General features: G+C 65.2%; 5 protein-coding genes. All 5 read right to left on the bottom strand.

Annotated features, from left to right (window positions below; genetic code table 11):
• Positions 1 to 297: 297 nt before the first annotated feature.
• Entirely contained in the window at positions 298 to 3,084 is a 2,787-nt protein-coding gene (treY, locus tag HZF03_RS18425; protein ID WP_119017909.1) for a malto-oligosyltrehalose synthase, read from the bottom strand.
• Positions 3,084 to 4,850: a malto-oligosyltrehalose trehalohydrolase gene (gene treZ / locus HZF03_RS18420; protein ID WP_119017910.1), complete on the bottom strand. Its 1,767-nt coding sequence runs from the start codon at positions 4,848 to 4,850 to the stop codon at positions 3,084 to 3,086. Before treZ ends, treY begins: the two co-directional genes overlap by 1 nt.
• Positions 4,847 to 6,928 carry a glycogen debranching protein GlgX gene (gene glgX / locus HZF03_RS18415; RefSeq protein WP_119017911.1) on the bottom strand — a complete coding sequence of 694 codons (2,082 nt, stop codon included), beginning with the start codon at positions 6,926 to 6,928 and terminating at the stop codon, positions 4,847 to 4,849. Before glgX ends, treZ begins: the two co-directional genes overlap by 4 nt.
• A 239-nt stretch (positions 6,929 to 7,167) precedes the next feature.
• Positions 7,168 to 9,318, bottom strand: coding sequence for a 1,4-alpha-glucan branching protein GlgB (gene glgB / locus HZF03_RS18410; protein ID WP_119017912.1), 2,151 nt, complete (start codon positions 9,316 to 9,318; stop codon positions 7,168 to 7,170).
• The gene (treS, locus tag HZF03_RS18405; protein ID WP_119017913.1) at positions 9,315 to 12,617 is read right to left on the bottom strand and encodes a maltose alpha-D-glucosyltransferase; all 3,303 of its coding nucleotides are present in this window, start codon (positions 12,615 to 12,617) and stop codon (positions 9,315 to 9,317) included. Before treS ends, glgB begins: the two co-directional genes overlap by 4 nt.
• Between the last annotated feature and the right edge of the window lie 9 nt (positions 12,618 to 12,626).

Here is a 12,626-nt window from a genome sequence, read left to right as displayed (position 1 = left end):
TCTGGTGGGGCGGGTGAGGGAACCGATTTCCTGCTCGGCACAAACCCCGTCAGGCCGTCCGGCTCCAGCTCCCGGGCGGCCTCGGTGTTTGTGGGGTGCGCGTCGCGCGACCCGGCGGCCTCTTACTCTTGCACGACATCTCCCTCGAGTCATTCCGGGGCGCGCGCAGCGCGAACCCGGAATCTCGAAGCGAGCAGGGCTTTGCGGGAGTCGGTGCAGGGTTCAGATTCCGGGTTCGCTCGCGGGCGCGAGCGCCCCGGAATGACGAGGCAGCATTGGAGGGACGGTGCAGTCTGGTCAGCCGCGTTGTGCGCGTCTTGATCCGGAGAGCCGCGCGCGATGCACGGCGACAGGGAGGTGGCGGAACAGGTCGCGGAGCTGCAACTCGCCCGACGTGGTCTCGCCGTCGCCGATTTCCACGGTGTAGCCTTTGGTCTCGATCGCGCCGTCGAACGCATCGCCGGTTGGCCATTGCCGGCCTTCATCGGATAACGCAGCGAGGCCCTTTGCCACGACGACGATCATCGCCTCGCTGCCGCGGGTGCGGGCGAAGGCAACGATATGGTCGCGGTGTGCGCCCTTCACTGCCAGCGGCCGGTAGTCGCCGTCACTGAACAACGCGGCGTCGTCGCGGCGCAGCTTGAGCAGATGGTGCGTCCAGGCAAGCTTGACGCGGCCGTCGCTCCAGTTCGCTGTCAGGGTTGCCCAGTCCGGCTTGTCGTCCAATGACTCCAGCGCCGCTGCACGCGCGTCGAAATCAACCGGGCGGCGGTTGTCGGGATCGACCAGCGAGAAGTCCCAGAACTCGGTGCCCTGATAGAAATCGGGGACGCCGGGCATCGTCGCCTTCAACGTCAGCTGGCTGAGGCCGTTCAAAGCGCCGAGTAGCGACAGCCGTCGGTGCAGGCTGTCGACCGATTCCAGGAACGGGCCCGACAGATTCGGATCGAGCAGGCGATCGACGAAGAGGCGAATGCCTTCCTCATAGGCGAGGTTTGGGTTGAGCCAGTTAGTTTCTTGTTTGCCTTCGCGCGCTGCCTTCAGCGCGAAACCCTGGAAGCGGTCGGTGAAATCTGGATCGGGTGACAGCGGCCATGCACCGATCAGGGCCTGGTACAGCATGTATTCGAACGCCGGCGAAGGCGCGCGCATGTCGCCGTCGACGACCAGATGCGGCGCGTTGATCAGCTTCCATTTGCCGACGGCGCTGGCCCACTCGCCGGGGATCTCGGCGAGCGACAGCAGCCGCGCGCGCGCATCTTCGCCGCGCTTGGCATCGTGCGTCATCGTCGCGGTCATGCCGTGCGGCCAGTCCTTGGCGCGGCTCTGCATCGCGTCGTGAAACGCCGCGATCGGCATCTCCGGCGCGGCCGGATCGCCGCCGACTTCATTGAGCGCGAGCAGCCGGTGATAGCGATAGAACGCGGTGTCCTCGAGCGACTTGGCCATGGTCGGCCCGGTGAACTGCTGGACCTTCAGCGCGAACCGGCGGACCCGCGGCTTGGAATGCAGCGCGCGGCCCGGCTTCACCAGGTCCATCGTCAGCACGTCCTTGAGGAATTCGAAGATGCCGTCGTCGGCGCCGAACCAGTCCGCCCGCGCCTTGGCGATGGTGTCTTCGATCAGCTTGCGGTCGAGCTGCGTCGGGCTGTTGCCGGTCAGGTAGGTGCGATACACCGGGAAGTGCAGCACATAGAGCTCGAACACCTGCCGCAGATTGTCGGCGGAAAAATCCCGGGTCGAGTAGTGGCCGGAGGCGATCCGTGCCAGCAGCCGGGTCAGCACGGTGAATTCGCTGAGCAGAAGCGTTTCCAGCACGCGGCGCTTGGCGGCCTTGAGCACCGGATCGAATGCGGGCGACAGGTTGCTGGCCTGCCGCCAGGTTTCGTCCAGCGGCTTCAGGCCGCGGCCGTCGAGCAGCACGCGGGTGATGACGTTGAGCCATTCATAGCCGGTGGTGCCGTGGACGCCGGCGAAGCGGTGCAGCGCTTCGCCTTCGCCGAGGATCTTCTCGATTACCGTGTAGAGCGGCGGAGCACCCGCGCCCTGCGCGTCGCGGGCCAGCCGGCGCAGCCGCTGGAAATACTGCGCCGGATCGCGCAGGCCATCGATGTGATCGAGGCGCAGGCCCTGCAACTGGCCGTCGGCCAGCAGCTTCTTGACCCGGCTGTGGATCGCCTCGAACGTGCCGGCGTCCTCGACCCGCAAGCCGGCGAGGGTGTTGACGTCGAAGAAGCGGCGGTAGTTGATCTCGCTCGATGCCAGTTGCCAATGGCCGAGTTTGTAGTGCTGGCGCTCCAGCAGATTGTGCAGCGCCTGGATCTGCGTGGCGCGGCCTTCGCCGGCCCGATAGGCGTCGAGCCCGCGAGCGATCACCTCGGCGGCGCCGGGGATCGCTTGCAGCGCCGCCTTGAACTCGGGTGCTTCCTTTCGCGACGGATGGCCCAGCCCGGTGTAGCGCGCGGCGAGGTCGAGGATCGCGCGACCCGCGTCGCTGTTCTCCGCGCCGGCCTCGCGCACGATGGTGCGCAGGATCTCGCTGTAGCGCTGCGGCGCGATCGGCAGCCGGTGTTCGTAGTACCACGCCGAGAAGCTGCCCTCGGCGGCGTCATAGCGCAGCTCGATCTCGCCGGCTTCCAGCGTCTTGCCGTAGGACGAGCCGATGATCGGCAGCAGCACGCCGCCGCGGGCGCGGAACGGCAGCATCTCCCAATCGATGTCGAACGATGCGGCGTGCGGCGAGGCCGGGCCCCATTCGAGCACGTCGAGCCACCACGGATTGTCGGCATAGTGTACGCCGACATGGTTGGGGACGAAGTCGAGGATCAGGCCGATGTCGTGCTGTTTCAGCGCGGCGCTGAGGCGGGCGAAACCCTGTTCGCCGCCGAGCTCTGGATTGAGCTGGGTGTGGTCGACGATGTCGTAGCCGTGGGTCGAGCCCTTGCGGGCTTTCATGAACGGCGAGGCATAGACGTGCGAAATGCCGAGCCGTTCCAGATAGGGGACGATCGCCGCGGCGGCGTCGAATCCAAAATCAGCGGTGAGTTGCAGGCGATAGGTGGCAGTGGGTATCGCAGGAGGCATTACGGATGCTCGAGGCGCCAGGACACCGCCCAAGGCGGAATGATCCGGTTCCAATCGCCGCCCCATAGAATCGTTCCCACCGCGGGTGGCGCCCCGCCGTCACGTTCGTCGTCCGACAGATTGGCGACGAGTTCGAGCGTCGCACCGTCGGTGAGCCGCCAGAATGCCTTCAGCAGGCCGTCGCCGGTGATCCGAGCGTCGCCGAACCGCGAGCTGTCGAGCCGCGGCACGATCTCGCGGTGGCGGATGGCGAGCAGGCGCTTGACCAGCGCCAGACGCGCGGCGCCGGGGCCCTGGTCGCGCTCGTGCCAATCGAGCACGGCGCTGTCGAACGCGTCCTTGCTGAGCGGATCGGGGACCTCGCCGCCGTATTTGTCGTAGGCGCCGGCGAATTCCTTGCGCCGTCCGGCCCGCACTGCCTCGGCAAGATCGCCTTGAAAATCGCAGAAGAACGGGAACGGCGCCTGCGAGCCCCATTCCTCGCCCATGAACAGCATCGGCACCGTCGGCGCCAGCAGCGTGACGGCGAGCGCCGCTTCGATCGCCTGCGGCTTGACCAGGCTTTCCAACCGGTCGCCGAGCGCGCGGTTGCCGATCTGGTCGTGGTTCTGCAGGAAGTTGATGAAGGCGAGCGGCACGAGGTCTCCGCTCGGTTCGCCGCGCGGCTGGCCGCCGCGATGTTCCGACGGCTCGCCCTGAAACACGAAGCCGGAGCCGAGCGCGCGCGCAAGATGCGCCAGCGGCGCATTGGCGTAATCCGAATAGTAGCCGTGAGTCTCGCCGGTCAGCGCGACGTGCCAGGCGTGGTGGTAGTCGTCGTTCCATTGCGCGCGATATTGCCCCCGTGGCGGATGGGTGACCGGATCGAGCACGGCGGCGGTGTTGTCGTCGTTCTCGAGCACCAGATGCACGTAGCGCCCGGTCTCCGCGGCGAGCCGGCCGACTTCGCGCGACAGCTCGTCCAGCATCGGGATTTCGCCCTGATCGGGGATCGCATGCACCGCGTCGAGCCGCAGACCGTCGAAACGATAATCGCCCAACCAGTACAACGCATTCTCGATCGCGAAGGCGCGGACCTGCTCGACGTAGTAATTGATGCCGTTGCCCCACGGCGTGTGCGAATCGGAGAAGAACCCGGGTGCGTATTGGCCGAGGTAATTCCCTTCGGGGCCGAAATGGTTATAGACGACGTCGAGGAACACCATCAGGCCGCGCAGATGCGCCTCGTCGATCAGCGCCTTGAGATCCTCGGGACGGCCATAGGTGCTGTCCGGCGCATACCACAGCACGCCGTCGTAGCCCCAATTGCGCGTGCCGGGGAAATCGGCGAGCGGCATCAATTCCAGCGCGGTGATGCCGGTGTCGACCAGATGGTCGAGCTTGTCGATCATCGCGCGGAAGCTGCCCTCCGGTGTGAAGGTGCCGACATGGGTTTCGAGCAGCACGGTTTCGGCCCAGGGCCGCCCGCGCCAATCCTCGGCGCGCCATTGATATGCGGCGTGGTCGATCACTTCGCTCGGCCCGGCCAGATCCTCGGGCTGAAACAGCGAGGCCGGGTCCGGTACATCGAGGCTACCGTCGATCAGGAAGCGATAGCGTGCGCCGGCGCCGATGCCGTCGATGTGGGTGGTGTACCAACCTCTGGCGTCGCGCCGCATCGGATGCGGACGGTCGAGCACGACATCGACACGTTTTGCGTTCGGCGCCCAGATGCGAAATTCGACGCCGTTGCCGGTGAGACGCGGCCCGAAACTGCGGAGCGTCATTCCGTCGTCCCAGAGAACGCCAGCACGGAGCGGGGCGGAGCGATCATCGGATTGCCGCAGCCCAGCGTCGCCACCTGCACGGTATTTTTGGTGGTGTCGAAAAGTTCTTTCCAGGTCTGATATTCCGGCAGCTTCGGCAGGTGGAATTCGATCTCCTGCACGCCCGAATTCAACACGATGAAGATCGCGCTGCCGCCCGGCTCGCTCGGGCTGAGCACGTAAGCCAGGAAGCGGCCATCCGGGAACGCCCAATCCTGATCGGTCATCTCGGCGGCGGACGGCGTCAGCCACAGCACGCCGTAGGAGCCGTCGGCGCGGCGTCCGTCGAGCCAGCGCCGCGAGCGTAGCTGCGGGAAGCGGCGGCGGATATCGGTCATCAGTCCGACGAATTCCACCATGTCGTCTTCGGTGTTGGTCCCGTCCCAGCCGACCCAGCCGATCTCGTTGTCCTGGCAATAGGCGTTGTTGTTGCCGGCCTGAGAATTGCCGACCTCGTCGCCGGCGAGCAGCAGCGGCACGCCCTGCGCCAGGAACAGGCAGGCGAGCTGGTTCTTGCGGAGCTGGCGACGCATCCCGAGGAGCTTCGGATCGTCGGTCGGACCTTCGACGCCGCAGTTGATGCTGTGATTGTCGTTGGAGCCGTCGCGGTTGTCCTCACCGTTGGCAACGTTGTGCTTGCGCTCGTAGCTGAACAGGTCGGCAAGCGTGAAGCCGTCGTGCACGGTGACGTGGTTGATGCTGGCGCGCGGCATCCGGCCGTCGCGGTTGAACATGTCGGACGAGCCCGTCATGCGCCGCGACACTTCGCCGATCAGGCTGCCTTCGCCGCTCCAGTAACGTCGCATCACGCTGCGATAGCGGTCGTTCCACTCCGACCATTGCGACGGGAACGCACCGACCTGATAGCCGCCCATGCCGAGATCCCACGGCTCGGCGACCAGCTTGACGCCTGCCAGGATCGGATCCTGACGGATCGCGGTGAAGAATCCCGAGTTGCGATCGAAGCCGTTCGAACCCCGCGCCAGCGTGGTGGCAAGGTCGAACCGAAAGCCGTCGACGTGGCAGACTTCGACCCAGTAGCGCAGGCTGTCCATCACCATCTGCAGTACCCGCGGATGGGTGAGGTTCATCGAATTGCCGCAACCGGTGAAGTCGTCGTAGTAGCGCGGGTTGTCGGGCTTCAGCCAGTAGTACGAGGCGTTGTCGATGCCGCGGAACGACAGCGTGGGCCCGAGATGATTGCCCTCGGCGGTGTGGTTGTAGACCACATCGAGCAGCACCTCGATGCCGGCATCGTGCAGCCGCGCCACGGTGGTGCGGAACGAGTCCAGTGGATTGTCTTTGTCCGGCGCGTAACGGGCTTCCGGTGCGAAGAACGAGATGGTGTTGTATCCCCAGTAGTTCACAAGCTTCTTCTCGACCAGGACGCGGTCATCGACAAAGCCTTGGACCGGCAAAAGTTCAATCGTAGTGACGCCGAGCCGCTTCAAATGTGCGATCATGGTCGGGCAGGCGAGGCCGCCGAAGGTGCCGCGCAGTCCGGGCGGCACATCGTCGCGAAGCTGGGTCAGGCCTTTGACGTGGGCCTCGTACACGATGGTGTCTTCCCAGCGTACGCCGGGCCGCGTCTCGCGGCGGCCGCTGCCCACGGTCTCGTCGACCACGACGGCCTTCGGCATGCCGCGCGCGTTGTCGCGGCGGTCGAACGACAGGTCCTCGCGTGGCGAGCCGGTGCGATAGGCGAAGTGCGCCTCGCTCCACACCAGCCGTCCGTTCAGCCGCTTCGCATAGGGGTCGAGCAGCAGCTTGTGAGCGTTGAAGCGATGGCCGCGATCGGGATCGTACGGGCCATGCACCCGATAGCCGTAGAGCTGCCCGGGCGAGACGTCGTTGAGGTAGCCGTGCCAGACGTCTTCGGTGTGCTCCGGCAGTTCGATCCGTTCCAGTTCGCGCCGGCCCTGGGCGTCGAACAGGCAGAGCTCCACCTTGTGAGCGTTGGCGGAGAACAGGGCGAAGTTGGTGCCGCGCCCGTCCCAGGTCGCTCCGAGACGGGAGTCGGTTCCGGCGGTGAGGCGCATAGCGAGTGTCCCGATCACGAAGTTCGCATAGCCTGCGACTGTCTTTGTTAGCGAACTTCGAAATCGAAGAACACTAGTAAATCTGCCATTCTGACGTGGCTTTGTGCAAAACGATGCCCGATCGCGCGGGCATCGCCAAACCGTCACATTGAAGCGTTCGGGATTGTGTCGAGATCAACCGATACTCGGCCGCCGCTTCCGGAACGAGCGCGAGCTTGGCGCTGCGCGCCTCCCAGGAATCAATCCTCCGGCGTCAGGAAGATCGCGGCCAGCGGCGGGATCGTCAGGCTCAGCTCAGGCACCAGACCCTCCAGGGTGCGGACTTCGCCGCCATTGCCGACATTGCTGCCGCCGTAGCCGGCCGAGTCCGAATTGAACACTTCGCGCCAGCGACCGGGGAACGGCACGCGGACGCGATAGTCCTGGTAGACGTTCGGTGAGAAGTTGACGATCACCAGACAGCGGGCGCGGGTATCGTTGCCCTTGCGCATCCAGGCGAACACGTTGCGATTGGCGTCTTCGGTGATCAGCCAGTCGAAGCCGAACGGATCGCAATCCAGCTGATGCAGCGCCGGCAGCGACCTGTACAGCTTGTTGAGGTCGCGCAGCAACGCCTGGATGCCGGAATATTTCGGATATTCCAGCAGATGCCAGTCGAGCGAGCGATCGTGGCTCCATTCGCGCTCCTGGCCGAACTCGCTGCCCATGAACAGCAGCTTCTTGCCGGGGTGCCCGAACATGAACGCATAGTAGGCGCGTAGATTCGCAAAGCGTTGCCACTCATCGCCCGGCATCCGGCCGAGGATCGAGCGTTTGCCGTGAACGACCTCGTCGTGCGACAGCGGCAGAATGAAATTCTCCGAGAACGCGTAGTGCAGTCCGAACAGGATCTGGCCGTGATGATATTTGCGGTGAATCGGATCCTTGCTGATGTAGTTCAGCGTATCGTGCATCCACCCCATGTTCCACTTGTAGCCGAATCCGAGCCCGCCGAATTCGATCGGGCGCGACACCTGCGGCCAGGCGGTGGATTCCTCCGCTGCGGTGGTGGCGTGCGGGAATTTGCCGTACACTTCAGTGTTGAAGCGGCGAATGAAGTCGATCGCCTCGATGTTCTCACGGCCGCCGAATTTGTTCGGGATCCAGCCGCCGGCCGGGCGGCTGTAATCGAGGTACAGCATCGAGGCCACCGCATCGACGCGCAGCCCGTCGATGCCGTAACGCTCCAGCCAGAACAGCGCGTTCGCGGTGAGGAAATTGACGACCTCGGTTCGCCCGTAATTGTAGATCAGCGTGCCCCAGTCGAGATGCCGCCCTTGCATCGGGTTGGCGTGCTCGTACAGCGCTGTGCCGTCGAAATTGCCGAGGCCGTGCGGATCGTCCGGGAAATGGCCCGGCACCCAGTCGAGGATCACGCCGATGCCCGCGGCATGGCAGGCGTCGACCAGTGCGCAGAAATCCTCGGGCGAGCCGAAGCGCGAGGTCGGCGCGTACAGGCCGGTCGGCTGATAGCCCCACGAGCCGTCGAACGGATGCTCGCTGACCGGCAGGAATTCGACGTGGGTGAAGCCCATGTCGCGGACATAGGCCGGCAGTTGCTCGGCGAGTTCGCGATAGGTCAGCCACTGGTCGCCTTCCTTGCGACGCCACGAGCCGAGATGCACCTCGTAGATCGACATCGGCGCCGACAGCGCGTTGATGTTATCCGGTGCCGGTCGCGGTCGTGGCAGCGTGGTGGCGTCGACCACGATCGAGGCGGTCTTCGGTCGCAGCTCGGCGGCGAATGCCAGGGGGTCGGCCTTCTGCGGCAGTTGTTCGCCGTGCTGTCCCGTGAGATCGAACTTGTAGTGATCGCCGGCGCGGGCGCCCGGGACAAACAGCTCCCAATAGCCGTTGCCGCGCACCCGCATCTGGTGGCGCAGCGGATTCCAGAAGTTGAAATCGCCGACCACGCTGACGCGGCGCGCGTTCGGCGCCAGCACCACGAAGCCGACGCCGGCGACACCTTCCAGCTCCATCGGATGGGCGCCAAGCTTGTCGTAAAGCCGCTGGTCCGTGCCTTCGCCGAGCAGATAGAGATCGAAGTCGCTGAGGATCGGCGGGAAGCGGTAGGGGTCCTGCAGCTCGACCGTGGTGTCGCCGAACCGTGCGCGCAGCGTATAGCGCGGCGAAGCGCCGGGCAGAGGTCCGACGAACAGGCCGGCCGGATGCGCCTGGTCGAGCGGCGCGACGTCGCCATTGTCGCCGATCACCTCGACCGCAACGGCATCCGGCAGCAGCACGCGCACCATGGTGGCGCCCTCCTCAGGGTGTGCGCCGAGATAGCGGAATGGATCGGCATGACGGCCTTCGACAACTGCGTAGGCTTCGTCGCTCAATTGCACGGTCATGGAAGCTCCTCGGGAGGCGGCGACAGGATACGGAGAATGCCGGCCAGCGGCACACGCACCCAGTCGGGACGATGCGCGATCTCGTAGTCGATCTCGTACAGCGCCTTTTCAATCAGGAAGAAGTCGAGCACCCGGTCGGCGGCCGCGATATCCGCCGGCCACACCGGGCTGTCGCCCATGGTTTGGCGATAGGCGTCCAGGAACGCGCCTGTGGCGCGGATCCGCCACAGGTCGAGCGCCTCGGTCAGTCGGCCGGGCTCGTCGGAGGCTGCTTTCAGCGCTCGCTCGAGAGCGGCGGTCGTCGAATAGTCGATCGACCGGATCAGCCCGGCCACGTCGCGAGCCGCCGGTGCTTTGGCGCGGCGTTCGTCCAAGGTGCGGCGCGGCTCACCTTCGAAGTCGATGATGTAGATGTCATCCTTGACGATCAACATCTGTCCGAGATGGAAGTCGCCGTGATGGCGGATGTTCAGGCCGCCGTCGTCGCCGAGCAGGCCGTGGATGCGGGACATCAGCACGTCGCGGGCCGCCAGCAGTTCGTCGACCAGCGTCCGGTCGCCTTCCTTCAGCGTGTCGCGCCGGCGCCGCAGTTCGTCGAGCATCCGGTCGGCGGATGCCGCAACGGTTTCGGCCCAGTCGCGCGAGGCGTCGAGGGTGATCGGCTCCGGGGCGAAGTCCGGCACCTCGGGATGGCTGGCGAGCGCGATGTGCATCTCCGCGACCCGCTTGCCGGTCTGCTGCATGAAATGCAGATAGGGCGCGAGCTGATCGCTCTCGGTCTTTTCCTCGGCGCGGCTCAGCACGCGTTGTTCGTCGATGTAGCGATCGAGATAGCCGGAGGTGACGGTCCAGCCGTCGCCCTGATTGCGGGCGAATTCGTGCACCACCGCGACCGCGCTGGTCTTGTCGCCTTCGATCAGCTCGACGCTGCCGAGCAGGGCCGGGGTGTTGGCATAGCCGGCGACCTCGGTGAGGAAGCGCCCCATCTCCAGCTCGGGATTGATGCCGATCTGCAGCCGCCGATACAGTTTGACGACGTAGTCGCCGTCGACCAGTGCGGTCGAATTCGACTGCTCGGTTTCGACCGCGCGAATGTTCTGGAACGGTCCGGCTGGCCGCTCCGCGAGCTTGGACCCAGGGCGGAATTCCAGCCGGTCGCCGTTATCGCCAGTCACGGTGACGGCGCCGCGGACGTTCTCCAACAGCAAGTCGATGAACGACGGATCGGCGGCGACATCGAGCAGGGTACCTTCGCGGGCGCCTTGGCGCACCGCCGCATAGGCCCGCGGATTGTAGCGTTCGCGGTCGAACCGCACCCAGTCGATCTGCATCGGCAGCAGATAACGCGCCGTCGTCCCCCGCTGCGTGGCCTCGAAGAACGCCAGCCACGGACGGTTGTCGCCGTCATTGGCGAACGGAATCGCCGAGGTGAGCCGCGGATGGATCGCCCGCGGATTGCGCTCCGGAAACCAGCGGGTGCGGGACAGGAAGGTCGGCAGCACCTCGTGCTCGAACATCGAGCGGGTGCGGCCGAGCGTCATCCAGGTCGAACCGAGCGGCACCACCAGCGTGACGAATTCAGGCACGGTGGAGACCGGCGCGACATGCGCGGCCGTGCCGGGCTCCTGCAGCTTGAACCAGTAGAAGCCGAAGGGCGCCAGCGTGATCATGTAGGCCGGATCGCCGATCGGCGGGAATTTGGTGCGGCCGAGCATCTCCTGCGGCACGCGGTCCTTCCACGGCGACAGGTCGAGTTCTGTCGCCTGCGCGGCACGCGACAGATTGGCGACGCACAGAATGACCTCGTCCTTGTATTGGCGAACGTAGGCAATCACCGCGCGGTTGCTCGGACGGATGAAGGTGATGCTGCCGCGGCCGAACGCCGGCGTCGATTTGCGCACCGCGATCAAGCGCTTCATCGCGCTCAGCAACGACGACAGGCTGCGCTGCTGGGCTTCGACGTTGACCGAGGCGTAGCCGTACACCGGGTCCATGATCGGCGGCGCGTACAGCCGCGCCGGGTCGGCCCGCGAAAATCCACCGTTGCGGTCAGGCGACCACTGCATCGGTGTCCGCACGCCGTTGCGGTCGCCGAGATAGATGTTGTCGCCCATGCCGATTTCGTCGCCATAGTAGATGATCGGCGTGCCGGGGAAAGACATCAGCAGCGAGTTCATTAGTTCGATCTTGCGGCGATCATTGTCCATCAGCGGCGCGAGGCGGCGACGGATGCCGACGTTGATCCGCGCTCGCGGATCGGCTGCGTAGGTCTTCCACAGATAGTCGCGCTCGACGTCGGTGACCATTTCGAGCGTCAGCTCGTCGTGGTTGCGCAGGAACATCGCCCACTGGCAGTTCGCCGGGATCTCCGGCGTCTGCCGCATGATGTCGGTGATCGGGAAGCGGTCTTCCTGCGCGATCGCCATATAGATCCGCGGCATCAGTGGGAAGTGGTAGGCCATGTGGCATTCGTCGCCATCGCCGAAATACTGCTGAACGTCCTCCGGCCATTGATTGGCCTCGGCGAGCAGCAGCTTGCCCTTGGCGTAGGCATCAAGTTCGGCGCGCAGCCGCTTGATGACGGCGTGGGTCTCGGGAAGGTTCTCGTTGTTGGTGCCGTCGCGCTCGCACAGATACGGGATCGCGTCGAGCCGGAAGCCGTCGACGCCGGTGTCGAGCCAGCGTTTCATCACCTTGACCACGGCGCTGACGACGCGCGGATTGTCGAAGTTGAGATCGGGCTGGTGCGAGAAGAACCGGTGCCAGTAATACTGGCCAGCCTCGGGATCCCAGGTCCAGTTCGATTTCTCGGTGTCGGTGAAAATGATCCGGGTACCGAGATATTTCTGGTCGGTGTCGCTCCAGACGTACCAGTCGCGCGCGCTGGAGTCCTTCGGGCTGCGCCGCGCCCGCTTGAACCAGGCGTGCTGATCCGAGGTGTGGTTGATGACCAGCTCGGTGATGACCCGGAGATTGCGCTTCTTGGCCTCGACGATGAAGCGGCGGAAGTCCTTCATCGTGCCGAAGTCGGGATTGATCGATCCGTAGTCGGCGATGTCGTAGCCGTCGTCGCGCTGCGGTGAGGGATAGAACGGCAGCAGCCACAGCGTGTTGACGCCGAGCTCCTGCAGATAATCCAGCTTCTCGGTGAGACCCGCGAAGTCGCCGATGCCGTCATTGTTGCTGTCGGCGAACGCCTTGACGTGCAACTGGTAGATGATGGCGTCTTTGTACCAGAGTTCGTCGGAAGTTTCCGCGTCCGGTCTGTCGCTCGGGGCGATCGATGTCATTTTATTCATGCTTCCGCA

Source organism: Rhodopseudomonas palustris, assembly GCF_013415845.1.
Taxonomy (GTDB): Bacteria; Pseudomonadota; Alphaproteobacteria; order Rhizobiales; family Xanthobacteraceae; genus Rhodopseudomonas; species Rhodopseudomonas palustris_F.
The sequence above is the reverse complement of the archived record's forward strand: the minus strand, read 5'-3'. Positions and strand labels throughout refer to the sequence as shown.

Coding starts and splice junctions, on each gene's coding strand:
- treZ (WP_119017910.1), bottom strand. CDS start 4,850: ATGACGCTCCGCAGTTTCGGGCCGCGTCTCACCGGCAACGGCGTCGAA.
- treY (WP_119017909.1), bottom strand. CDS start 3,084: ATGCCTCCTGCGATACCCACTGCCACCTATCGCCTGCAACTCACCGCT.
- treS (WP_119017913.1), bottom strand. CDS start 12,617: ATGAATAAAATGACATCGATCGCCCCGAGCGACAGACCGGACGCGGAA.
- glgB (WP_119017912.1), bottom strand. CDS start 9,318: ATGACCGTGCAATTGAGCGACGAAGCCTACGCAGTTGTCGAAGGCCGT.
- glgX (WP_119017911.1), bottom strand. CDS start 6,928: ATGCGCCTCACCGCCGGAACCGACTCCCGTCTCGGAGCGACCTGGGAC.